General features: G+C 63.6%; 19 protein-coding genes and 2 pseudogenes. 11 read left to right on the forward strand and 10 right to left on the reverse strand.

Annotated elements, in window-relative coordinates; all coding sequences use genetic code 11:
* Positions 1-32: 32 nt before the first annotated feature.
* The 7 genes from NI18_RS03625 to NI18_RS03650 form a co-directional block, all read right to left on the reverse strand.
* Positions 33-1,700 (reverse strand): AMP-binding protein, encoded by a 1,668-nt coding sequence (locus NI18_RS03625; RefSeq protein ID WP_198526933.1) that lies wholly within the window; start codon positions 1,698-1,700, stop codon positions 33-35.
* 25 nt (positions 1,701-1,725) lie between these two features.
* Positions 1,726-2,664, reverse strand: coding sequence for an alpha/beta hydrolase (locus tag NI18_RS03630; RefSeq protein WP_052148964.1), 939 nt, complete (start codon positions 2,662-2,664; stop codon positions 1,726-1,728).
* Between the two features lie 14 nt (positions 2,665-2,678).
* Positions 2,679-3,836: a serine hydrolase domain-containing protein gene (locus NI18_RS03635; RefSeq protein WP_037528186.1), complete on the reverse strand. Its 1,158-nt coding sequence runs from the start codon at positions 3,834-3,836 to the stop codon at positions 2,679-2,681.
* A gap of 1 nt (position 3,837) precedes the next feature.
* Positions 3,838-4,005, reverse strand: coding sequence for a hypothetical protein (locus NI18_RS27790; RefSeq protein WP_347574797.1), 168 nt, complete (start codon positions 4,003-4,005; stop codon positions 3,838-3,840).
* A gap of 759 nt (positions 4,006-4,764) precedes the next feature.
* Entirely contained in the window at positions 4,765-5,058 is a 294-nt protein-coding gene (locus NI18_RS26420; protein ID WP_306286219.1) for a glycoside hydrolase family 68 protein, read from the reverse strand.
* Positions 5,055-5,879 (reverse strand): glycoside hydrolase family 68 protein, encoded by an 825-nt coding sequence (locus NI18_RS03645; protein ID WP_306286220.1) that lies wholly within the window; start codon positions 5,877-5,879, stop codon positions 5,055-5,057. Before NI18_RS03645 ends, NI18_RS26420 begins: the two co-directional genes overlap by 4 nt.
* A 95-nt stretch (positions 5,880-5,974) precedes the next feature.
* Complete coding sequence (locus NI18_RS03650) at positions 5,975-8,179, reverse strand: TonB-dependent receptor (protein ID WP_037528188.1); 2,205 nt, start codon at positions 8,177-8,179, stop codon at positions 5,975-5,977.
* A gap of 158 nt (positions 8,180-8,337) precedes the next feature.
* Between NI18_RS03650 and NI18_RS03655 the strand changes: the two genes are divergently transcribed.
* Positions 8,338-9,855, forward strand: a complete 1,518-nt coding sequence (locus NI18_RS03655; RefSeq protein WP_084215018.1) for an MFS transporter — start codon at positions 8,338-8,340, stop codon at positions 9,853-9,855.
* A gap of 72 nt (positions 9,856-9,927) precedes the next feature.
* Positions 9,928-10,920, forward strand: coding sequence for a LacI family DNA-binding transcriptional regulator (locus NI18_RS03660; RefSeq protein ID WP_037528289.1), 993 nt, complete (start codon positions 9,928-9,930; stop codon positions 10,918-10,920).
* A 330-nt stretch (positions 10,921-11,250) separates the two neighbouring features.
* On the opposite strand, the gene NI18_RS03665 is transcribed toward NI18_RS03660, so the two are convergent.
* Complete coding sequence (locus NI18_RS03665) at positions 11,251-11,838, reverse strand: TetR/AcrR family transcriptional regulator (protein ID WP_037528193.1); 588 nt, start codon at positions 11,836-11,838, stop codon at positions 11,251-11,253.
* 361 nt (positions 11,839-12,199) lie between these two features.
* Between NI18_RS03665 and NI18_RS03670 the strand changes: the two genes are divergently transcribed.
* Positions 12,200-12,835, forward strand: coding sequence for a glutathione S-transferase family protein (locus NI18_RS03670; RefSeq protein ID WP_037528197.1), 636 nt, complete (start codon positions 12,200-12,202; stop codon positions 12,833-12,835).
* Between the two features lie 30 nt (positions 12,836-12,865).
* Here NI18_RS03670 and NI18_RS03675 read toward each other — a convergent pair whose 3' ends face one another.
* Positions 12,866-13,771: a LysR family transcriptional regulator gene (locus NI18_RS03675; RefSeq protein ID WP_084215019.1), complete on the reverse strand. Its 906-nt coding sequence runs from the start codon at positions 13,769-13,771 to the stop codon at positions 12,866-12,868.
* Positions 13,772-13,855: 84 nt separating this feature from the next.
* On the opposite strand from NI18_RS03675, the gene NI18_RS03680 reads away from it, so the two are divergent.
* From NI18_RS03680 to NI18_RS03715, 8 genes and pseudogenes are all read left to right on the forward strand, one after another.
* The gene (locus NI18_RS03680; protein WP_037528199.1) at positions 13,856-15,022 is read left to right on the forward strand and encodes an acyl-CoA dehydrogenase family protein; all 1,167 of its coding nucleotides are present in this window, start codon (positions 13,856-13,858) and stop codon (positions 15,020-15,022) included.
* On the forward strand, positions 15,019-16,614 hold the full coding sequence (locus NI18_RS03685) for a carboxyl transferase domain-containing protein (RefSeq protein WP_037528201.1): 1,596 nt from the start codon (positions 15,019-15,021) through the stop codon (positions 16,612-16,614). The genes NI18_RS03680 and NI18_RS03685 overlap by 4 nt, the downstream gene beginning before the upstream one ends.
* A gap of 88 nt (positions 16,615-16,702) precedes the next feature.
* Positions 16,703-18,556: a biotin carboxylase N-terminal domain-containing protein gene (locus NI18_RS03690; protein ID WP_037528204.1), complete on the forward strand. Its 1,854-nt coding sequence runs from the start codon at positions 16,703-16,705 to the stop codon at positions 18,554-18,556.
* Positions 18,556-19,008 carry a MaoC family dehydratase gene (locus NI18_RS03695; protein ID WP_037528207.1) on the forward strand — a complete coding sequence of 151 codons (453 nt, stop codon included), beginning with the start codon at positions 18,556-18,558 and terminating at the stop codon, positions 19,006-19,008. The genes NI18_RS03690 and NI18_RS03695 overlap by 1 nt, the downstream gene beginning before the upstream one ends.
* A complete protein-coding gene (locus tag NI18_RS03700) occupies positions 19,005-19,346 on the forward strand; it encodes an aldolase/citrate lyase family protein (protein ID WP_084215020.1) in 342 nt (113 codons plus the stop codon). Before NI18_RS03695 ends, NI18_RS03700 begins: the two co-directional genes overlap by 4 nt.
* Before the next feature lie 93 nt (positions 19,347-19,439).
* A pseudogene (gene istA, locus NI18_RS03705) lies at positions 19,440-20,927 on the forward strand (IS21 family transposase).
* A 29-nt stretch (positions 20,928-20,956) separates the two neighbouring features.
* Positions 20,957-21,775, forward strand: a complete 819-nt coding sequence (gene istB / locus NI18_RS03710; RefSeq protein WP_198526934.1) for an IS21-like element helper ATPase IstB — start codon at positions 20,957-20,959, stop codon at positions 21,773-21,775.
* A gap of 77 nt (positions 21,776-21,852) precedes the next feature.
* A complete protein-coding gene (locus NI18_RS03715) occupies positions 21,853-22,842 on the forward strand; it encodes an alginate export family protein (protein ID WP_052148968.1) in 990 nt (329 codons plus the stop codon).
* Positions 22,843-22,928: 86 nt separating this feature from the next.
* On the opposite strand, the pseudogene NI18_RS25480 reads toward NI18_RS03715, so the two are convergent.
* A pseudogene (locus NI18_RS25480) lies at positions 22,929-23,211 on the reverse strand (IS3 family transposase); the annotation flags it as partial.
* Positions 23,212-23,626 lie beyond the last annotated feature (415 nt).

The raw sequence follows: 23,626 nt of genomic DNA on the forward strand, positions 1-23,626 counted from the left end.
GTTCGAGGATACGGTGGCCATTGGGGGCGGCGTCATTCGCGATGACGCTGCCTCGCCACCTCCGCGTTCCTGAGGAGAAAGCGCTGCAGCTTTCCGCTGGGCGTCTTCGGAAGGGACGGGACGAACTCAATCTCCCGCGGATACGCATGTGCGGACAGGCGCTTCTTCACGAAGCGCTGAAGGTCGGCTGCAAGTGTAGGATCGTCGGCGTCGAAGCCCTGGTTGAGGACGACGAAGGCCTTGATGATCTCCGTCCGCTCGACGTCGGACTTCCCGATCACCGCCGACTCCAGAACCGCCTCATGCTCGATGAGCGCGCTTTCGACGTCGAACGGCCCGACGCGATAGCCAGACGTGGTGATCACGTCGTCCGCGCGGCCGATGAAGGAAATGCTGCCATCGGCGTTCTGCTCGACCGTGTCGCCAGACAGGTAGTAATGCCGTACGAAGGCGGCGGTCTCTCTGCCGAGGTAGCCTGCGAACCACATCAGCGGCGAAGCGCGCCGATCCAGAGCCAGTATGCCGGGCGATCCCTGCGGCAGTTCCTCGCCATCGGCCGTGACGACGACGACACGATGCCCTGGCGATGCGAACCCGGCCGACCCGATTCTCACGGGATGCATCAGCGCGTGATGGTTGCAGAGGACCATACCGAGTTCGGTCTGGCCGTAATGGTCATGTATCGTCGTCCGAAGCACTGTATCGAACCAGCGGATGATCTCCGGATTGAGAGGTTCCCCAGCACTGCTGACGACGCGCAGGAGCCCATTGACGGGTCCAGCCTTCGCCGTGCCGCCCGCCATCAGCAGGCGATACGCGGTCGGGGAGCCCGCTAGATTGGTAATGCCCAGACTTTTGATGACGTCGTATGTATCGTCGACGTCGAACGCTCGCTGATTGAAGGTGATCGTACAGCCCAGGGCCAGCGGCCCGGCGACACCGTAGTACAGGCCGTATGCCCAGCCCGGGTCGGCCAGGTTCCAGAAGCGATCTGCCGCCCGTAGATCGACTGCATCGTGCATGTAGCCGACGAACGCCGCGATTGCCCGGAGCGGAACCAGCAGCGGCTTGGCGGCACCGGTCGTGCCCGACGTGAACATTATAAGGAACGGATCGTCCGGGGTGCACGAGGCGGGGGCCGACGTCTCCCCCTGCCTGTCGATCTCTGTCCAGAAGTCCGGGTCCCTGGAGGGCGCTTCGTTATCAACGACCACGACCGTCACGTCGTCGGGTCGGACCTCGATCTTCGTGACGTTGTCGCGATCGGTGACGATCACGCGGGTAGCTGCCTCTGCTACACGGTGCTCGATCGCCTTCGACCCGAACGCGGTGAACAGGGGCTGATACACGCCTCCGAGGCGCCAGGTTGCGAGGATGACGATGAGTAGTTCCGGCGTTCGGGGCAGCAGCCCGGCTACCCGATCACCCTTGCCAACCCCGAACCCCCTCAAGGCCTCCGCGAAGCGCGCCGAATGCTGCTGCAGTTCGGTGAAGGTCCATTCGCGCACCACCCCGTCGATGCCCCGATGTCTCAGTGCCAGCCGGCCGTCATCGTCCGCATGCCTATCGCAGCAGATCCATGCCGCGTTGCATCCGCCATCGTCATCGGCGTCGAGGACGGCAAGGGCTGCGGATAGGTCGAAGGCGACCGATCCCGAACCGAGTTCACGGTGATCTGCAGCTTCATTCATCGACGGCATCTCCTGGCGTTGAGCGCTCGGCTTCTCAGGCGACAGCGGACACGAGCTTGGTCAGCCGCTCCATTACCTCGTCCGTAGCATCGGCCGCCGCTGGTACGAGTCCAGCCATGTGGACGAAGCCGTGCGTAAGATTGCCGAATTCGATGACGTCGACCGGCACGACGGCGTCGCGGAGACGATCGGCATAGGCGATGGCCTCGTCACGGAGAGGATCGACCGTCTGCACTACGACCAGTGCGGGCGGAAGCCCCTCGACGCTCGTTACTGCCAGCGGGGAGATCCGCGGATCGGCAGCGTCCGCGCCGCCGACGTAGGCGTCGACGTAGTGCGACATGTCGTCCGCTCTCAGCGTCGGATCGGCGTTGCGTTGCCTGGAAGGGTATTCAGCCGCACCCGGTCGCAGGTCGACGGCGGGATAGAGCAGCAGCTGGACGTCGAAGGTCTGCTCGGCCGTGTCGCGCATCGCTATCACGATGGCGGCCGCAAGATTACCTCCGGCGCTGTCGCCGCCGATCACCGTCGGCAGGTGCTCTCCGCCAAGCTCCTGACGGTGCGACTGTACCCAGCGTGCTGCAGCGATGCTGTCCTCGAAGCCGGCGGGGAACGGGTTCTCCGGCGAAAGACGGTAGGAACTGGCTACCACGACCATGGACAGTCCGGCGCAGAGACGCCGAGCCGTCGGGTCGATCGTGTCGAGGTCTCCGACTGACCAGCCGCCCCCATGGATGAAGTGCAGGATGCCGGTCACGTCGCCTACCGGGCGATAGATCCGCAGCGGCACGCTGACGCTGCCGTCGACGACCTTTCGGTCCTCGACGCTTTTCACCTCGGCGCGGGTCGCGACCGGCGCGATCATCGGCAGCAGGGCAGCGGCTTGAGCGCGGATCGTCGGATAGTCGATCGGGCCAGGCGGAACGGTCGGAACTTGTGCGAGCAGCTGCTGCAGCACTGGGTCGAGCGACATGGTTCGTATCTCCATCATATCTTGGTAACCGGAATTTCGAGGATTTCGGCGAGAGCGCCGACGACGCGGTAGACCATCGGATCGACGATCCCGGGCGGACCGGTCCGATTGCGTACGTATGCGAAGCTCACGCCTGAGGGGGCATGGGCAAACGCGAGCGAGCCCCCCATTCCGTCATGTCCGAAGGAGCCCTGCCCGAGCATCGGCTGCACGCCGCCGGGCAGCATCAGACCGGCGCCATAGGTAGGGCCTGGCATGCCGCCCCATTGTTCACCTTCGGACACGACTCGACACGCATCGGCAATGGTGCGGTCCGACAGCAGGCGCTCACCATCGATGGGATCCATGGTCGCGGCGAACAGCTTGGCCAGGGAATGCGCGTCCGCGATCGCGTTGGTCCCGGCCTGCTCCACTTTCTGGACCGCGGGATCGTTCAGCATCGCAGCGAGCCCGCTGACGCGAGGCACGATCAGGCCGTTCATGCTGATGGGCCTGGCCATATCGCTCATCGGGTCCACGTCCGGCGTATCGCGCTCGGGAAGCACTTCGACCCGGGCCACTGGACTGACGTCGTCTGTCGTCCGACCGATCGCGATGTTCAGGGATCTCGGATCGGCTACGTGCTTGCGAAACCAGGTTCCGATCGGCTCGCCCGTGATCCGGCGCATGAGTTCCGACGTGATCCAGCCCACGGTCACCGCGTGATAGCCGTGCATGGATCCAGGCTCGAAGATCGGCGTCGCAGCCGCGAGCCTGGCCGCCATCCGGCCGGGGTTCCCGAAGTCGTCCAGGCTGACGGGACCATCGATTAACGGGACGCCGGCACGGTGGGCCAAGGCGGCGCGGACGGTTACACGGTCCTTCCCTTCGGCTCCGAACTCCGGCCAGTAGTAGGCAACCGGCTTGTCCAGATCGATCAACCCCCTGTCTGCCTGCATGAGGATGCAGACCGCGGCGACGCCCTTGGTGACGGAGAACACGGGCACGGCCGTGTCCCGCCGCCAGGCCTCGCCGCCGACGTGGTCCGCGAAGCCGCCCCACGCATCGAGCACGGGTCTGCCGTTCTGGTAGATCACGCATGCCGCACCCAGTTCGCCGGCTTCGGAGAAGTTCGACTGGAACGCGTCGAAACACTTCTCGAAGGCGGGGTCCGCCCAGCCGTTCGTATTCATGTCAGCCAAGCCGTAGTTCCTTTCTCGATACGCCTTCGAAATAGGCTGCCTGTCCCAGCGACACGGCGCCGAGTGGCCCGGCCTCCTCGCCCAGTTCCGCCGTGACGATGAAGCGGTCGATGGTCGCAGGTGTCACGTGCGGCAGATAGCCATTCAGTTCCGCCAGCACCCGCGTTCGGATCTGCCCGAGCAGGAAGGCGCGTCCGATGCCGATACCACCCCCCCAGTATCACCCGGCCCGGGCTGGCAGTGAGCGATAGCGCGGAGATGAGTGCCGCCACGTCATGGATGAAGAACGACCACCGGGGGTCATCGTCGTCCACGTGTTCGCCCGGTCGCCCGAAGCGGGCATGAAGTGCCGGTCCGGAGACCAGTCCCTCGACGCAGTCTCCATGAAAGGGGCATATGCCTGCGAAGCGTCTCCGGTCGCCCGCCGCATTCTGAGGTGACCGACCTCCGGATGGAGAGCGCCCCGGACTGGGGCTCCGTCGATCAAAAAGGCCCCCACCTACCCCGGTGCCGAGCGTGAGATAGCAGGCGCTGGCAACGTCCCTTGCAGCACCCCACCGCTTTTCCGCCAGCACTGCCGCATTCACGTCGGTATCGATGCGGCATGGACGGTCGTGTCCTCGCGTCAAGGCGCCGATCACGTCGGCACCTGACCAGTCAGGCTTGGGCGTGTCGAGGATGCGGCCGTAGTCCTCAGCCTCGGGATCGAGCCGTACCGGTCCGAACGAGCCGACGCCTAGAGCCTCGAAAGGTCGGTCCACATGCCAGCGAGCGAGCTGGTCGGCGATGCGGGACAGGGTTTCTGTCGGTGTGGTCGTCGGAAGACGGAAGCGATCGATGATGGAACGCCCCCGCGCGAGCACCGCCACCGCCTTGGTGCCGCCGAGTTCCACTCCGGCAATGATCGGATCGTCCAAGATCAGTTCCGAACGTAGGCTTTGTCGCCATCGAGGCGGAGATGGAGAAAGGGAGCGAATGTGCCACCGAAGCGACGGACGCCGTCGGTCCCCCAGTCGTCGACGAAGCTCGTCACGGAGAGATCCGGAAATACGAACCAGCTATAGGCCTGGGCGGGTGCCTCCTCGGGGTTGGCCACGATCAGGCCCGTCCCGTTCAGCGGCTTCCACTCGCCGAAAAGGGAGTCCGAGACCATGCCGTAAAGGCCCGTGGGCCCCGTCGGTCCGGCAGGGTCGAACACGTGGCGCTGGGTCACCCAGAACAGGTAGTAGAACCCGTCGCGATAGAGACGTGAGGACGCTCCAGTTCGTTGTTCACGCCGTCCGCGGTCACTATCGGGGGCAGCAGCTCCCAGTCGTTCCCGACTGCACGGGCGATGGCGATAACGCCGTTGTATGCCGAGCTCGAGCCGGCGGCGGAGGCGGCGAATAGGAAGTAGTCGGTCGCGTCTGCCGGATCGCGAAAGAAGGCAGGATCTCGGAACGCCTTGATGGTTCCGACCTTGCCGGTGCCTCCCGTCGTGGGCATGTAATGTTCCGGATCGCGCTGGACGAGTTCGCGCAGATTGCGCCAGTCGACCAGAGAGCCGCCTTCTTCAAGCGTCGAATCCGCGGCGAAGAGGCGCTGCTCAAAGGTCGTCTCCGCTTCGCCTCGTCGCCCTGCCGCCGTGAAGAAGAGCGTCACGTTGCGCTTCGCATCGTCGATGACGGCCGTCCCGGACCATTCCCGGCTCCCGGGCGCGAAGCCGTCAGGCAATGCGGGACCGACATGCCGCCAGCCGCTATCATCGCGATGGATCACATGGATTCTCGCATGGCTGTGGCGATCGTCGGGATTGTCGAACAGCGGGGTTCCCAGGGCCATCCAGATCTCCACCCCGTCCGTCGTACGATACACGGCGCCGTCGGTGCTTTGGACCGGCCATGCGTCCCAGAAACCGTAGCCGTTCAGGACGGGAACGACTTCCGAGGGGCCGATCACAGGCGCGGACTGCGACGTCGCTTTCGTGATCGTCAGGATGTCGGCCGCTTTCCAGCGAGAGGGTGTAGTCATGACTTGTTCCGATGGTTCGAGCACCTGTGGCCACTGTCGGGGCGGTGGTGCGATCGGGGCCTGGCCCGGTTGCGGTAGAAGAGGCTGGACCGGCCGCTGCCCGGTCCAGCCTCGATACGTCAGTCGAGGCTCGCCCGAAGGCGAAGCCCGATCGTCCGCGGGAACGGCCCTGCCAGGAGCAAGCTATTGCGGACGAACGTCGGCCCACGCTCGTCGCCCAGGTTCTCGCCGAACAGCGTCAGCTCGACGGGACCGCGCCGGACACCGATGCTCGCATTGTAGAGCGAGTAGGCAGGCACGACGTAGCCATCATACATGATGCGGTTGCCGGTTCGGGAGGCTGACGCGTTCATGACCAGATTGAGGTCGTTGCCGATCGACCGGTCGTAGTCCGCATCGACCCGGTAGTTGTATTCGGCGGTGCTGCTGAGCCTGCGGCCGTCGGCAACGCTTGGAAGGCTTGCGGAGACGCTCGAGAAGATATTCCGGAATTCGCTGTCGTTGACGTTTGCGACGGCGCCGATGTTGAGGCCGCGGACAGGAGTGCGCCAGCGGATCTCCGCATCGACGCCGGTCGTCCGTGCCTGGCCGACGTTCGCGAAGGCGGCGACGCCGAACGGAGTCAGGCCGAACTGCAGGTTCTTGAAGTCGATACGGTAGAGGTTGAGCCCCACGTTGACGGAACCGCCGAACAGACGTGCCTTCATCCCCGCCTCGTAGTTCGTCAGGGAGTCGGGGCTGAGCGCCGTCGAAGCCGGCACGCCCGACAGCTGCACGAGACCTGCCTGGAAGTCGGTCTGGGTGATCCCGCTCCGGAATCCTGTGCTGACGGTGACGAAAGCCGTCAGATCGTCGTTCGGGAAGTAAGACACGTTTGCCCGATAGGTGACCTTGTCCGGCTTCGTCTCGCCCGAGCCCGTGCCCGTCAGGATAGAGTTCGCGACGAAACTGCGATCGTCCTTGAAGTAGCGGATCCCGAACAGCGGCACGAGCTTTCCGCCCATCAGATCGTAGCTGACCTCGCCGAAGGCGGAGTAGTTCCGGGTCCGCGTAACGTTGAAGCCGCTGATGGTGAGCTGCGTCAGCTTGGCGTCGAAACCGAAGACCGACTTGGCGCGCTGAAAGAAGCCACCGACCACCCAGTGGAAGGGAGACTTGCCCGCCGAGCGCAGCTGCACTTCCTGCGTCAGGCTGTAGGCATCGTAGCTGTTGACCAGAGCCCCCGTCCCCAAGGGGCCGAAGGTCTGCCCGGTCAAGTAGCCGAACTTCGCGTCCAGGTAGCTCGTCGAAGTCGAAAGGTTGGCGAAGCCAGCATCGTAGTCGATCGAGACACTGTAGAGATCGAAGTTCCCACGCTCGTAGCCTTTGACGCCGCCGGTGAACCACTGCTGCGGTGGATTGAGGGAGTTGATGCTCTGCGTATAGTCCTGCCGGGGCTCGAAGTGGGCGACCTGGGCACGTACGGTCAGCGCGTCGTCAGGCTTGAACAGCAGCACCGCCCGGATGTCCCGACTACTTATGTCGTTTGCATCCTTGGCTCGGGGAGCGCCAGCCGCGGGAGTCGTATCGTATACGTCGATATACCCTGCGCGCTTGTCATAGCCACCGCTTACCCGGATCGCGAGCTTGTCCTTGATCAGGGGGACGGAGATCGCTGCGGATGCTCCGAAGTTCAGATCGCTGGCATCGCCCATCTTTCCGACGGACGTTTCGCCCTTCGCCTCGATCCGGACCAGGTTTGGATCGCGGGTGTGATAGATGATGGTCCCGCCGGCGGAACCCTGGCCGTAGAGCGTCCCCTGTGGTCCGCGCAGGACCTCGACACGGTCGATGTCGACGAAGCGGAGGGGCGGTGCGAGCGGAAAGTTCGGAACGGAGAACGGTACATTGTCGATGTAGTAGCCGATCGGCGAGTCGCCGACGCCGCCTGCAGCGCCGACACCCCGGATGCTGATCGTGCGGATGACCGAGCCGACCTGCTCGCCCTGCGACGCACCAGGAATGGCATTCACCAGGTCTGCGGTCTCGCGGATCCCTCGGCTCAGAAGCTGCTCTCCGCTGAAGGCCTGGATGGCCAGCGGGACCTGCTGCAGTGTCTGCGCACCCTGACGCGAAGCTGTGACGACGATGTCTCCAGTGGCCTGGTCGGTGGTGTCCGAGTTCAGCGCGGGGGACGTGGTCGAGGAGGTCTCGGGCACAGCCGCCTGCGCGACGGGCGCGGCAGGCTCCTGGCTGCCACTTGCGTCCTGAGCGTACGCCGAGCTCGCGGCGACCAGAGCGGAAAGAGCTACGCCAGTCAGGGCGACACTGCACGAACGGATCATCGAAATACCTCTCCTGTCTTGTTGAGCGACGTCGCACTTGTTCGTGCAATCGATTGCCCAATTGTTTAGGCAATCGATTGCCCAACTGTCAAGCGCCTGTTACGCGACTGGCAAGAGTACCGTCGGAGGAGATTCGACGGGAGAATCAGGAGAGGAAGATGGACGCCATGCGAAACGAGGTCGACAGCTATCGCATCTCGACGAGACTCAAGCTGTTCTACGGCAGCGGGCAGGCTGTGAATGCGATCCTCGACGCAGCCATCAACACCTTCCTGCTGTTCTATCTGACCGCGGTCTGCGGGATGTCGGGATCCGCCGCCGGCGCCGTGTTCCTCGTATCGCTCGGGGTCGATGGCCTGCTCGATCCTTTCATAGGGCGGCTGTCCGATCGCTGGACCTCGAGATGGGGGCGTCGCCTGCCGTTCATGGTCGTGGCGCTGCCCCCGATGATGCTGGCATCCGTTCTGCTCTTTGCCCTGCCCGTCGGCCTGAGCGGAGCGACGATGTTCGCATACGTCCTGATACTCAACCTCGTCCTGCGGGTCGGCCTGTCGATATTCGCCCTCCCGCACTCGGCTCTGAATGCAGAGATCACGGACGACTATTCGGAACGCACTGTTCTCAGCACCTACCGCGCCCTGTTCCTCGTCGTCGGCTTCGCAATGGTCTTGGTGCCGGCGTTCAGCCTGATATTCACGGGGAGCGATGGACTGCAGGTGCGAAGCAGCTATCCGAAGCTCGGGATGTGGGTGGCGGCACTGGTAGCCGTCTTCGGCGCGAGCTGTACCGTCGGCATCGCAAAGGACCTACTGCGTCTGCCAAGTCCGCCGCCACCATCAGAGGGCAGTGACCAGGCCGGGTTCCTGTCGGAGATCCTGCAGCTGTTCCGCAATCCGTCTTTCGTCAGGTTGTTCACGGCCGCGGTGCTGGTCCTGGCCGGCCAGGGCATGGCCAGCGCTCTCGGCCTTCACGTGTATCGCTATTTCTGGAAGGTCCCGAACTCCCTCATTCAGTTGCCGCTTCTCGTCATGCCGGTCGGCATGCTCGTGGGGACCGTTGCCGCCGGATTGCTGATGAAGCATATCGAGAAGCGTGACGGCGTAATGTGGGCCGTCATCGCAGTAGCCGCCTATCCCGCCCTCATCGTCGCGCTGGCCCTGCTCGACATCGTTACGCCCGGCTCCACGACGGCGATCATACTCGTAGTCGTCAACGGTGCCGTCTTTGGTGGATGTGGCGCCATTTGCTTCGTGTGCTTCTACTCGATGATAGCAGACGCGGTCGACGAGCACGATCTGCGGTTCGGCGTTCGCCGCGAGGCTCTCTATGCGGCGGCCCTCATGATCGGCTCCAAGGCTGCGACCGGCCTGGGAGCGTTCGTCGCCGGACTGGGTCTGCAGCTCGTCGGCTTCTCTGCAGCTGCCAAGGCGGGAAGCACTACCATCATCTCCGGCAGTACCGCGACCGGCATAGGCCTGCTCTGGGGTCCTGGTGCCACCATCGTGGTGCTGGCAGCGCTGCCCATGCTCCGGAGATACGGGATCGATCGGAATCGTCATGCCGAGATCCTCGCGGAACTTCAGGTTCGGCGCACCCGACCGGGCGGAGGAGACGGGGCCGTGCCGGCGGGCACCTCGCTATCGACCGGACTGCAGGGCGAACCGAGGATTGCATGATGCCCTCCTGGGTCAATATAGCGATTGCGGATGGCAGGACATCAACAGAGCACGGGTCGTAGGGCGATCAAGATGGCGGACATCGCCCGCATCGCGGGGGTTTCGCCGTCGACGGTATCACGTGCGCTGTCGGGGAGCGCCAAGATACCCGAAGCCACCCGGGACGCGATCGAGGCCCTGGCCGTCGAGCATGGCTATGTCATAAATCGGTCCGCTCGGAACCTCAGGCAGAACCTCACGCGCACTATCGGCCTCGCTGTTCCCTTGGGTCACGAGACGGAGCAGCTCGTATCCGATCCGTTCTTCCTTACTCTGTTCGGGCATATCGCGGACGCCATTACGGCCCGTAAGCATGATACGCTTCTCGTGCGGGAGCCTTCACCGGACGCGCGTTGGCTACAGCGCCTGATCCTCTCCCAGAGAGCCGACGGCTATATCATCGTTGGTCAGAGCGATCAGCACGAAGCTCTGAACGTAGCGGCGAAGGGCTACCTTCCGCTTGTGGTCGGTGGCGGTGACGTACCGGGTCAGCGATACTGCTCCGCAGGCTCTGACAACCTGAGGGGAGGCCTCCTCGCGACGGAACATCTCATCCGGACCGGTAGGCGCCGGATCATGTTTCTAGGACCCGCGGACCTGCCCCAAATCGACAGGCGATACGAAGGATACATGACCGCTCTGGGCGGCGCCGGGATCGGCTGCGACGAACGCCTCGTCGTGCCCGCGCATTTCACGGGGTCGGAAGCCATCGATGCCGTAGGCAAAGCCCTCTCCGACGGTGTACGCTTCGACGGACTCTTCGCCGCCTCCGACGGCCTGGCGCTCTCCGCCATTCAGGCCCTCCGCGCGGCTGGACTCGACTGCCCCGGCGACGTTGCGGTCGTAGGTTTCGATGACGTGGACGCCGCAAGCCGGTCGCACCCCGCCTTGACGACGATCAGGCAGGACGTCGCGACGCTCGGCTCCATGCTCGTCGATCTCCTCTTCCAGCGCATGGAGGGCATCGACACGCCGTCCGTGGTCCTGCCAGTGGAACTCGTCGTCCGCGAATCAGCGCCCGGCTGATCCCTGGCGGAATGTCGACGACACCGAGGCCTGGAGTCATAGTCCGGATCCGACTGCCCTGGCGTTTCTTACGGCGGGATTGACGCCCCGGAACAGGGGCTCGCGGCATGTACGCCGCGGCAAGCCACATGCGCTCCCGAAAAACCGCTTGCTTGCTCGCCCCGAAAGGCCGCGGAGCGAAGACTGTGCCCAGGCCTCGGCCCTAGGCCCCGCTAGCCGTTTCCGGCCCGGGGCTTCGGAGTCGTCGGCCTGTTCGCCGACGTCTGCCCCTGCCCTCGACTGTCTGAAGCGTTCCTTCGCAGGTGGTAAACGAGCGCCTCCCAGATGGCCTTAAAGCACCATCCTCGTGACGAGCGTCGTATGCATTCCGATCAGCTCCGCCGTTCCGATCGCTCCTCCCGGTTTGAACCATGTGCAGACCCCCGTGAGCATCGCCAGGATGGCATATGCGGTCACTTTTTCATCCGAGAGCCTGAAGACGTTTTCCAGCCGGCCCTCACGCAGGATCTCTATCAGACGACGCTCGTATTCACGTCGCAGACCTTTGACGACACGCAGGTTGTCTGGATCGAGAGATCTGAGTTCGGAGTTGCCGACGAAGACCTCCTGCCTGCGAATGATGTGCTGCTCGACGTGGAAAGCCACGAAGGTCTTGAGCCTTTCCTGAGGTTCCGGAATGGACCTCGACAGCACCTCGTCGAGATGGAGAATGATCTGTCTCAGATGATTGGTGACAAGGTCAAAGAGGAGATCCTGCTTCGTCTTTATATGGTTGTACAGTGAGCCGGGCTGTATCCCGACACCTTCAGCGAGCATGCGCAGCGTCATGGCTTCGAACCCGTGCTCGCAGATGAGCTCGACCGCCTTGGCTCTAAGCGCCTCCTGCGTTCGTGGCCCGTTCGATCCTACCGTTCGCACAGTCTGCAAAATCCCAATGCACTGGATCGGTTACCCTAGCTTTCCTGAAGGCTTTAGTCACCGGCTTATCAAGCGACTGGGTGGACGATCCGCGCCTTCCGCCCCTGCCCCGGCCGCCGCTTTTCCTCAGCCAAACTCAATGTCGTCCGCTGACGGAATGGTCTGCAGAATATCTCTTCAGTTCTCGCAGGCTCAGGGTGCGTGATACGCCACCTCGCCAAGCCATTGCATTTCCAAAAAACAAACGTACGATCGTATTTATCAAGTTAGGTAGGGCGAGTGACGACCGTAGTTGAGACGCTCGGGGCGACCCCATCACCCGGACCGCCTGCCGTCGGACCAGATCAGAGGACCGCATCAAGTGCTGAAACTGTATCACTGCCGCGAGTCACGTTCGCTGAGGCCGCTCTGGGCTCTGGAGGAGATGGGGATCGAATACGAACCCGTCTTCCTGCCGTTTCCGCCGCGCGCGAACGCAAGAGAGTATCTCGAAGTGAACCCTCTCGGGACCGTGCCCTACATGATCGATGGCGATGCCCGAATGAGCGAGTCCACCGGCATCTGCTTCTACGTAGCGGAGCGCTACGGCCCCACGGAACTGGCAGTGCTGCCTCATGAGCCGGACTATGCCACCTACCTGAACTGGCTTTTTTTCAGCGATGCGACGCTTACTTTCCCGCAGACCATCGTACTCCGTTATCGACAGCTGGAATCTGCCGAACGGCAACTCGAGCAGGCCGCCGCGGATTACGAGAAGTGGTTTCTTGGCCGCTTAAGGATCGTCGAGACCGCGCTCGAGCATCGCGAATGGCTCTGTGCCTCCCGATTCACCATGGCGGACGTCGCCATCGGGTACGCCCTCTACCTGGGAGATCGCATCGTCGGCCTGGGATCAGGCTACGGTCCGAACGTGCGAGACTATCTTGAGCGGGCCTGCAGTCGACCGGCGTTCAGACGCGCCCTGGAGGTGGATGCGCTTGCGCCGGCGTGGCGATAGACCGTGCCGGGCGCTTCCTGCCACGAGGCACTAGGCAAACGCACCGGCGCCGAGGGTACGACATGCGCCCCCGGCAGCCCCGGCGAGGCGGCTCAGCGCGTTCATAAGACGGCGAAGGGCGTCGCAGTCGTCGATCAGGTTACCGCGCGCAGCACCCAGTGTGACGCCTATCGTCCTCGTCACGTCGAAGCCCGCGAGCGCCACCATGGATACGCCATTCGTAGCGAAACAGGCCGGCATCATCGTTACCCCCAGGCCAGCTTTCACGTACGCGATGGCACGATCGTCATTGTCCGTTCGGGCCGCCATGAAGGGTCGAATGCCCCGCCCCGTGAAGTGGCGGCTGATGGCGGGAAGCGCTTCGCAGGACCGTCGCACGAACATCGTCTCACTCGAGATCTCCTCGGCACGAAGCGATGTCCGCCCGGCGAGCTGATGGGATGCGGACAGTGCGAGCTTGTAGTCCTCGGTCCAGAGGGTTCTGCCAGGGCCATCGCCGCGAAGGCCGATGGCCGCGTCGATCCGGTCGCGTTCCAGGAGCACCTGCAGATCCTTGGCGCGCGCCTCGACGATCTCGACACGTTCCGACGCAGATCCCACCGCATGGGCGATAGCCTCTCCGACCCATGCGCCAGGCAGCGTGGACATCACCCCAATGCGTACTGTCGGAGGCGGCGCGAAGTCGAGCACGGCGCGCTCCGCATCGACGAAGGCGTTCTCTGCCCGTCTGGCGGGAGCGGTGAGCCTCGCTCCCGCCGGCGTAAGGACCACCCGCCTGTTCGTGCGTTCGAATAGACGGTGGCCGATCTCTTCCTCAAGCCGAGCGATGCCGACCGAAAGCGTAGGTTGCGCCACTTTGCAATGTCGAGCCGCTGCCGAAAAGTTACCGCGGTCGACAACGGCGATGAAGTACCGCAGCAGATGCCTTTCTATCATAGGCATAAGCTATCGAATGAATCCGATTTTAGCAAGTTCCAGCTATGATGAAATACTGTTAGCCACGACTTTGAGAGGAACACCATGGAACCGTTCGACTTTGCTCTCGGCGAGACTGCCGACATGATCCGTGACACGACCCGCGGCTTCGCGGAAAGAGCCATAGCGCCCCTAGCCGCCAGAATAGACGCGGAGGACTGGTTTCCACGCGACGAACTGTGGAGGGCGATGGGCGAGCTGGGGCTGCACGGAATCACGGTAGCCGAAGAAGATGGCGGTCTGGGATTCGGCTACCTGGAACACGTTCTGGCCGTGGAGGAGGTCAGTCGCGCGTCCGCATCGATCGGCCTTTCCTATGGCGCGCACTCGAATCTCTGCGTCAACCAGATACGCCGATGGGCGACTCCCGAGCAGAAAGCACGTTTTCTTCCGAAGCTGATATCGGGCGAACATGTCGGCAGCCTTGCGATGTCGGAAGCTGGCGCGGGATCGGACGTCGTCTCCATGAAGCTCCGCGCTCGTGCGACCGACCGAGGCTATGTGCTGGATGGAACGAAGTTCTGGATCACGAACGCCGCTTACGCAGATACGCTCGTCGTCTACGCGAAGACCGGGGAAGGTAGTCGTGGCATAACCGCGTTCCTCGTCGAGAAAGGCATGCCAGGCTTCTCGATCGGGCAGAAGATCGACAAGATGGGCATGCGCGGTTCACCGACGTCCGAGCTCGTGTTCGACGAGTGCGAGATCCCGCGCGAAAACGTAATGGGGGAGATCGACGGCGGCGTAAGCGTCCTCATGAGCGGCCTCGACTACGAACGTGCCGTGCTTGCTGGTCTTCAGCTCGGGATCATGCAGGCATGTCTGGACACTGTCCTCCCCTACGTGCGCGAGCGTCGGCAGTTCGGCAGGGCGATAGGATCGTTCCAGCTCATACAGGCGAAGGTCGCGGACATGTACGTCGCGCTCAGCAGTTCCCGCGCATACGTCTACGCGGTCGCGAGGAGCTGCGATGCCGGAAGGACGACACGCTTCGATGCCGCAGGCGCGATCCTCCTGGCCTCGGAGAATGCCGTCAAGGTAGCCCTCGAGGCGATTCAGGCTCTGGGTGGCGCAGGATATACCAAGGACTGGCCCGTTGAACGCTATCTGCGTGACGCCAAGCTATTGGACATCGGTGCCGGAACCAACGAGGTCCGGCGCATGCTGATCGGTCGCGAGCTGATCGGACACGACGCGCCGAGGGCACAATGACCCGTCTGGGGACTGCCGTCGAGGTCGTCGACGAGACTTTTGCGCAGAACGACCGGCATAATCGAGCGCTTGTCGAGGCGCTTCGCCGGCGCGTCGCCGAGGCTGCGAGAGGCGGAGCCGACCGTCATCGGGATCGTCACGTATCGCGAGGCAAGCTGCTGCCGCGCGACCGTCTGGAACGCCTCCTCGACCCGGGCTCGCCGCTTCTCGAGATCGGCCAGCTTGCGGCCAACGGCATGTACGGCGACGAGGCGCCTGGGGCCGGCGTGATCGCCGCCATAGGACTCATAGCAGGTCGGACGTGCGTCATCGTCGTCAACGATCCGACGGTCAAAGGTGGGGCCTACTTCCCCATGACCGTCAAGAAGCACCTCCGCGCTCAGGAGATCGCGCGGGAGAACAGGTTGCCTTGCGTCTATCTAGTGGACAGCGGGGGTGGAAACCTTCCGCATCAGGCGGAGATTTTCGCGGATCGCGAACACTTCGGCAGGATCTTCTTCAATCAGGCACAGATGAGCGCGGAAGGCATCCCCCAGATCGCGTGCGTGATGGGCAGCTGCACGGCGGGCGGCGCCTACATACCTGCGATGTCGGACGAGTCCGTCATCGTTCGGAACCAGGGCACCATCTTCCTTGCGGGACCACCGCTGGTCAAGGCGGCAACGGGCGAGGTGATCACCGCCGAGGATCTCGGCGGCGGCGACCTCCATGCCCGTCGATCCGGGGTGGTGGATCATCTGGCCGTCAACGACGAACACGCTCTCACTATCGTCCGCGACATCGTCGGGACGCTAAACGACCCTTCGCCGTCCGACCTCAAGATCGTTGCGCCCGAGCCCCCCGCCTTCGATCCGCAGGAACTCTATGGGATCATACCGAGCGACGTTCGAGCACCGTACGATGTGCATGAGGTCATCGCCCGCATCGTCGACGGCTCCGAGATGCACGAGTTCAAGCCGCTTTACGGAACGACCCTCGTCTGCGGCTTCGCACGTATCTGGGGGATGCCGGTCGCAATCCTCGCCAACAACGGCGTCCTGTTCTCCGAAGCCGCCCAGAAGGGAGCGCATTTCATCGAGCTGGCCTGCCAGCGAAGGATCCCGCTTCTGTTTCTCCAGAACATTTCAGGGTTCATGGTCGGCGGGAAGTACGAGGCAGAAGGCATCGCCAAGCATGGCGCGAAGCTAGTGACGGCAGTCGCGACCGCGACCGTCCCGAAGGTGACTGTACTGATCGGTGGCAGCTTCGGCGCCGGCAACTACGGCATGTGCGGCAGGGCCTACTCGCCGAGATTCCTGTTCTCGTGGCCGAACTCGCGGATCAGCGTCATGGGCGGCGAGCAGGCCGCAAGCGTGCTGGCGACGGTACATCGCGACGCGGAGACGTGGACGAAGGAACAGTCGGAGGCTTTCAAGGCCCCTATCCGCGAGCGCTTCGAGGACGAGGGGAGTCCCTACTATGCCACCGCGCGCATGTGGGATGACGGCGTGATCGATCCTGCCCAGACCAGAGATGTTCTGGGACTGGCGTTCGCGGCGACGCTCAACGCTCCCATACCTGACCGACCGCGCTTCGGCGTGTTCCGGATGTAGCTCCCCCCCCCACGTCCCTGCTCGTCAACCGAGTAGCCCCAGACTTTCCGCGTAGCCGGCACGCACGGCCAACGACGAGGATCCTGCAATGTTATCGTCAGTCCTGATTGCGAACCGCGGCGAGATCGCATGTCGCATAATTCGAACTGCGCGCCGTCTGAGGATCCGTACCGTATCCGTCTATTCCGATGCCGATCGGGATGCACTGCACGTCCGGCAGGCCGACGACGCCGTCCATATCGGCGGATCGCAGGTCAGGGAGTCGTACCTTCGCGGCGATCGCATCATCGAAGCCGCTCTTTCCAGCGGTGCGGAGGCGATCCACCCGGGGTACGGCTTTCTTTCCGAGAATGCGGAATTTGCCGAGCAGGTCGTGGATGCTGGACTGATCTGGATCGGACCCCGCCCGGAAAGCATACGCGCCATGGGGCTGAAGGACGCAGCGAAGGCGAGGATGATCGCGGCGAACGTGCCAGTGACGCCAGGCTACCTGGGTGCGGTTCAGGATGCGACGAGGCTGCGCTTCGAGGCGGAAGCGATCGGGTTTCCTGTCCTGATCAAGGCCGTAGCCGGCGGCGGTGGAAAGGGCATGCGGCGGGTAGACGATCCGGGCTCCTTCGACGAGCTCCTGGACAGCTGCAAGCGCGAGGCCAGATCGAGCTTCGGCGATGATCGCGTCCTGATCGAGAAGTACATCCTGTCGCCGCGCCACATCGAGGTGCAGGTCTTCGGAGACAGCCATGGCAACGTCGTCCACCTCTTCGAGCGCGACTGCTCGCTGCAAAGGCGACATCAGAAGGTCATCGAGGAGGCGCCCGCTCCAGGGATGGACGAAGCGACCCGGGCCGCTGTCTGCGCCGCCGCGGTGAAGGCGGCGGAGGCCGTCGCATACGTCGGTGCAGGAACGATAGAATTCATCGCGGATGCGAGCGAAGGTCTTCGCGCAGACAGAATCTGGTTCATGGAAATGAACACCAGACTTCAGGTCGAGCATCCGGTGACCGAGGCGATAACTGGACAGGATCTCGTCGAGTGGCAGCTGCGCGTGGCTAGCGGCGAACCGCTCCCGCTGAGGCAGGACGAACTCGCAATCAGCGGCTGGGCGATGGAGGGGCGTCTTTATGCGGAGAACCCCTCCAACGGCTTCCTGCCGTCGATCGGAAAGCTCGAGCATCTTGAACTTCCCGAGGGAGTGAGAGTCGACACTGGGGTCGTGCAGGGGGCGGAGGTGACCCCGTTCTATGATCCCATGATAGCCAAGCTGATCGCCTGGGCCCCCTCTCGCGCAGAGGCGGCCGCAAAACTGGCGGCCGCAGCAGCCTCGTCACGGGTCTGGCCCGTTCGAACGAACGCCGCATTCCTCCGGGCTGCGGCGCTGCACGGCGAGTTCGTGGACGGTCGGATTGATACCGGCTTCATCGAGCGACATCTGACAGAGCTTGTTCCCGACATCGATCCTCCCATGAAGGTGCTGCAGGCCGCAGCGGCTGCGATCCTGCCGTCCGGTCGTGCCGGTGCGTGGGGAGGCATGTCGGGCTTCCGGATGAACTCCGCCACCGAGACCAGGGTACAGGTCGAGTTTTCCGGCTCGACCTATCTCGTGGAGCCTCGCCCGAGCGCAGACGTCCACATCGAGGATTCGCTGGCTTTCGACGGGGGGCAGGCGTGGCACTTTACGCCCCCCCGCAGCGACTCCTTCGTTCAGGGGGCAGGGGTCTCCGACGGCGCTCTGCTGTCGCCGATGCCCGGCCGCGTCATCGGCGTCCTGGTCGCAAGCGGAGAGGTGGTCGCGAAGGGGCAGCGTCTTATCGTGCTGGAGGCGATGAAGATGGAGCAGACGCTGACGGCTCCGTTCGACGGAACGGTCGGCGAGCTACGCGCCGTCGAGGGGATGCAGGTGGTCGAAGGCGCGCTGCTTGCACAGATCCGGGAGAAAGAATGATGGGCGGCAGGCACTTCGAGGAATGGACGGTGGGCGATCGCCTGGACCATGAAATCAGACGCACCGTTACCGAGACGGACAATCTGCTCTTCTCGACGATGACGCACAATCCCCAGCCCCTCCATCTCGATCTGGAGGCGGCGAAGGCGAGTGAGTTCGGACGAATCCTCGTCAACAGCACGTTCACCTTCGCGCTGCTCGTGGGTCTCTCCGTGGCCGATACGACGTTAGGCACCCTTGTCGCCAATCTCGGCTTCAACGACGTCGTCATGCCTCGACCGGTATTCATCGGCGACACGATGCGCGCCAGAAGCGAAGTCGTAAGTCTCAAGGAGAGTCGGTCGCGGCCCGACAGCGGCATCGTCACCTTCCGGCACGAACTGCTCAACCAGCATGGCGACGTCGTCTGCAGCTGCCTTCGCACAGCCATGCTTCATCGGGGGCGCACGTGAGGCTTCGCTCACTTCTCTTCGTGCCCGGTGACCGCCCGGATCGAATGGAGAAGGCACTCAGCAGCGGCGCCGACGCGTTGATCCTCGATCTGGAGGACTCCGTAGCGAATACGGCAAAGGCCGTCGCCAGAAGGGAAGTGGCCGCATTTCTCGCGACGCGGGACGCGAACGTCGCCCATTTCGTAAGGGTCAACCCCGTTGGGGGTGACCTGATCGAGGCGGATATCACGGCCATCGCCGGCAGCAGTCCCGACGGCCTGATGCTGCCGAAGGCCTGCGGCAGAGCGTCGATCGAGGCACTTGCCGGACTCTGTCCAGGCGTCTGTGAAGGGCGGTGACAAATCAGGCCACAGGACCGCCGGCGCATTGCCGGTGGGGGCGGAGTAAAATCCGGCCATTTGGTAAGCTGCTCCCTTTGCGGAGCGGCGGGGATGTTTGTCGTGGAAAGCTACGCAGCGGTCAGAGGTTTGTGTTCGTCGAAGGCCATAGTCGCCGGGAAGCGGCGGAGGTGTTCGGGCTGAACCGGGATACGGTCCGCAAGATGTGCCTGTATTCGGCACCGCCCGGATACCGCCGGACGAAGCCTCCGACCAAGCCGAAGCTCGGGGCGCTCCTACCGGCTATCGACGCAATCCTGGCGGCCGACCGTGAGGCACCGCGCAAGCAGCAACACACGGCAAAGCGGATCTTCGAGCGTCTGCGCGACGAGCATGGGTATACGGGCGGCTACACGATGGTGAAAGACCATGTGCGGCTGTGCAGGGCGCGCGGGCGCGAGACCTTCGTGCCGTTGGCGCACCCACCGGGGCATGCGCAGGTCGACTTCGGGGAGGCGGTCGCGATCGTCGGCGGGGAGCGGATGAAGATCCACTATTTCTGCATGTCGCTGCCGCAGTCGGATGCCTGTTTCTTCAAGGCATATCCGCGTGAGACGACCGAGGCGTTTCTCGACGGGCACGTGTCGGCATTCGCGTTCTTCGGGGGCGTGCCGCTGTCCATCCTCTACGACAACACAACCATCGCCGTGGCCAAAAATCTGCGGCGACGGAACGCGTGAGCGCACGCGTGCCTTCACAGAGTTGGTCAGCCACTACCTGTTTCAGGACCGTTTTGCGCGTCCAGCGCGGGGCAACGACAAAGGCAAGGTCGAGGGGCTGGTGAAGTTTGCGCGCAACAACTTCATGGTGCCCGTGCCGGTCGCCGCCAATTTTGATGTCCTGAACGCTAGGTTCGAAGAGTCCTGCCGCGCGCGTCAGGGTGAGCATGCCGGTCAGCACGCGGAGACTATCGCCGAGCGGATGGCGGCTGACGTAGTAGTGTTACGCCCGCTGCCGTCGGTACCGCTGGAGCCATGCGAGAAACGCGCCGGGCGCGTGTCGTCGACCGCGATGGTGCGCTACCGGACCAACGACTATTCGGTGCCGACCGCGTACGGTTTCCGCGATGTCGTTGTGAAGGGGTTCGTCGACGAGGTCGTCATCATATGCGCTGGCGAGGAAATCGCCCGGCATACGCGCTGCTACGCCGAAGGCGTATTCGTCTCTAACCCACTGCATTATCTGGCGCTTATCGAGACCAAGCCCGGTGCACTCGACCAGGCGGCAGCCCTTCAGGACTGGGACCTGCCGGACATCTTCCAGCATCTGCGGCACCTGCTCGAGGCGCGAATGGGCAACAAGGGCAAACGCGAGTTCATCCAGGTGCTGCGGCTGCTCGAGGCAATGCCGCTTCCCATCGTCACAGACGCAGTGACCGAAGCCATCCAGTTGGGCGCACCTGGCTTCGACGCGGTAAAACTCATCGCGCTGGCGCGTATAGAGCGCCGTCCGCCCCGCCTGGATCTGGCGGCGTATCCTCACGTGCCCAAGATGGACGTCAAGACGACGTGCGCGGCCGACTATGCGGTGCTGGCAGCGTGACGACCAAGGATGCCATGCCGGTGGGCACGATGGCCGGCACCCCGCAGGTTCTGCTCGCTCATCATCTCAAACAGCTCAAGCTGCCGACCGTTTTGCGCGAGTATGAGAAGGTCGCGCGCGAATGCGCGCAGGGCGGGGTCGATCACACCCGCTACCTGCTGCGGCTTATCGAGCTGGAGCTTATCGACCGCGAGCGCCGGACCATCGAGCGACGGATCCGTGCCGCCCGCTTCCCGGCAGTGAAGAGCTTCGACACGTTCGACTTCACCGCCATCCCGAGCCTCAACCGGATGATGGTGGTCGAGCTGGCCCGGTGCGAATACATCCTGCGCCGCGAGAACGTCATCGCGCTCGGCAACAGCGGGACGGGCAAGACCCATGTCGCGCTCGCGCTCGGTCTGGCAGCTTGCCAGAAGGGCTTTACGGTCGCCTTCACTACTGCCGCCTCGCTGGTGAACCAGCTGATGGAGGCACGAGACGAGCGACGCCTGCTCAAGCTTCAGCGTGAGATGGCGGCCGTGAAACTGCTCGTCGTCGACGAACTCGGCTACGTTCCGTTGTCCTCGACCGGCGCCGAACTGCTATTCGAGGTGCTGTCGCAGCGTTACGAGCGCGGCTCGACCATCATCACCTCGAACCTGCCATTCGAAGACTGGACGCAGGTGCTCGCCTCCGAGCGGCTAACCGGCGCGCTGCTCGACCGGCTGACCCACCACGCCACCATCCTGACCATGAATGGCGACAGCTACCGCCTCAAGCAGTCCACCGGACGCCGGCGCCGCGGGGCGGAGCAAAACCAGGCCAGCGTCCTGTCCGACCCGGACACCGGTGAGATACTATCTTCCTGACACTCAGACCGAGGACGGCAACGATATGAAAAGGGCCCCGATCGGGGCCCTTTTCATATCGTCAGCGCACGCCTCAGGTGGCCTGCTTTTACTCCGCCCCGCTGGCCTGCTTTTGCTCCGCCGTTGACACCGGCATCCGCGTCGGCCGGCAGGACTTCCAGGACGGCCCGATCCAGCTGGTCAGCATCCAGGAAAACCCCAACATCCGCATCACCTTCGATGGCGTGCGCGCCTATGCGACGGGCAGGCGGGCGCGCATCGGCGTGTTCGACCTGCACTATACCCGGCTCGGGCTCGACGCGTTTGACGATCCGACCGACAAGAGCCGGCGCTTCTCGGGCGTCACCGGCAGCGTCGTCGTCCCCACGAATGCGTTCGGCAGTTCGAAACTCTATGTCGATCCGTTCTTCTATTATCTGCGCAACCGCAACCAGCGCTGGGGCGCCACTGTGGCGCGCGAGGAACGCCGGTTCTGGGGGGTGCGGCTGTGGGGCGATATCGGACCCATCAATGTCGACGTGAGCGCCAACCATCAGTCCGGCACCTATGACGGACGTGCCGTATCGGCCTATCAAATTTTCGCCGCGCAGACCTTCGCGCTTGGCAAGCCGACCCCGACCGCCACGCGGATCGGCTGGCGGGCCGACTTTGGCTCGGGCGGCGGTGCGTTCGGGACGGGCACGCTGCACAATGCCAGCCAGTTGTTCGGGACAGCCCCCTATTTCAGCTACGGCATCTTTGTCGGCCCGACCAACTATCTGGACGTCGCGCCGACCGTCAGCTTTACGCCGTTGAAGGGCGTGCGCGTCCTCACCGAGCTCGCATTCGTGTGGCGCAACGACGAACACGATGCGGTCTACAGCGGAGTCGGCAACGCCTATGCGGGCACGCAGAACGTGGCCGGCCACGACGTCGCACAGTTGGGCCGACTAAATGCCGTCTGGTCTGCCACGCCGAATCTGTCGTTCACGCTTCGGGCAGAATATCTCCGCGCGGGAAATGTATTGACGCGCGCCGGCTATGCGGACTCGCTGTTTACCGGAGTATGGACGACCTTCCGTTTTTGAAAACGGATCGATCCAAGGTCTGTCAACGCCGAGTCCGAATGCTCCGATGTGAATACCAAGCTTCAGCCTGAGTAGCCCCTAGTTTTCTAGACGCCTTCCGCCTTTAAAACCTGCTGCCGTTCGAACGCGACGGGCGACAGCATCCCGTTCCTGACCCGCTTGCGTACAGGGTTGATAGAACATCTCGACGTATTCGAACGCGTCCTGCCGGGCTTCCTCACGGGTTTTATTGGTGCAGCGCCGGATGCGCTCACGCTTGAGCAAGGAGAAGAAGCTCTCGGCGAAGGCATTGTCATGGCAGTTGCCGCGTCGGCTCATCGAGTGCTCAAGATTGTGAGCCCGGATGAAGCCAGCCCACTCCATGCTAGTGACCGCCTCGTGGCTCAAGCCGTCGCGTCGCACGACATCGATCGACCCGGCGAGCACCAGCCACGCCGGCGCTCCCAGCTCGCCGATATCGAAAACCACCGCGCCGGAAGCAAATTTCTGCGCGGGGCCGCTCGCGAACCGGGACGCGATTTCGAGTTGCCCCGACTCGAGGACCGGAAACATCTGGTGCTCGCGCGTGCCAAAAGTGCTCATGCGTGTTTACCGACCGGCTGGAGGCCGAGCAGCACGGTCGGGATCAGTTCGGACAAAGTAGGATGGATCGGCACAAGCATTCCCATTCCTCATCGGGGATCTCGAAAAGGCCTGAGTGCCGAAGATGCCGGCATTGCTGACCAGGATGTCGACCGCTGGTCCCGACGTTACCGGCCACACTGCGTACATCAACATGCACGAC

It is taken from the genome of Sphingomonas sp. Ant20 (assembly GCF_000783375.1).
Lineage (GTDB): Bacteria > Pseudomonadota > Alphaproteobacteria > Sphingomonadales > Sphingomonadaceae > Sphingomonas > Sphingomonas aerolata.

Bases quoted from the DNA above. Each gene is read 5' to 3' on its own strand.
- NI18_RS03625 (WP_198526933.1), bottom strand. From the start codon at position 1,700: ATGCCGTCGATGAATGAAGCTGCAGATCACCGTGAACTCGGTTCGGGA.
- NI18_RS03630 (WP_052148964.1), bottom strand. From the start codon at position 2,664: ATGTCGCTCGACCCAGTGCTGCAGCAGCTGCTCGCACAAGTTCCGACC.
- NI18_RS03635 (WP_037528186.1), bottom strand. From the start codon at position 3,836: ATGAATACGAACGGCTGGGCGGACCCCGCCTTCGAGAAGTGTTTCGAC.
- NI18_RS03650 (WP_037528188.1), bottom strand. From the start codon at position 8,179: ATGATCCGTTCGTGCAGTGTCGCCCTGACTGGCGTAGCTCTTTCCGCT.
- NI18_RS03655 (WP_084215018.1), top strand. From the start codon at position 8,338: ATGGACGCCATGCGAAACGAGGTCGACAGCTATCGCATCTCGACGAGA.
- NI18_RS03660 (WP_037528289.1), top strand. From the start codon at position 9,928: ATGGCGGACATCGCCCGCATCGCGGGGGTTTCGCCGTCGACGGTATCA.
- NI18_RS03675 (WP_084215019.1), bottom strand. From the start codon at position 13,771: ATGATAGAAAGGCATCTGCTGCGGTACTTCATCGCCGTTGTCGACCGC.
- NI18_RS03680 (WP_037528199.1), top strand. From the start codon at position 13,856: ATGGAACCGTTCGACTTTGCTCTCGGCGAGACTGCCGACATGATCCGT.
- NI18_RS03685 (WP_037528201.1), top strand. From the start codon at position 15,019: ATGACCCGTCTGGGGACTGCCGTCGAGGTCGTCGACGAGACTTTTGCG.
- NI18_RS03690 (WP_037528204.1), top strand. From the start codon at position 16,703: ATGTTATCGTCAGTCCTGATTGCGAACCGCGGCGAGATCGCATGTCGC.
- NI18_RS03695 (WP_037528207.1), top strand. From the start codon at position 18,556: ATGGGCGGCAGGCACTTCGAGGAATGGACGGTGGGCGATCGCCTGGAC.
- istB (WP_198526934.1), top strand. From the start codon at position 20,957: ATGGCCGGCACCCCGCAGGTTCTGCTCGCTCATCATCTCAAACAGCTC.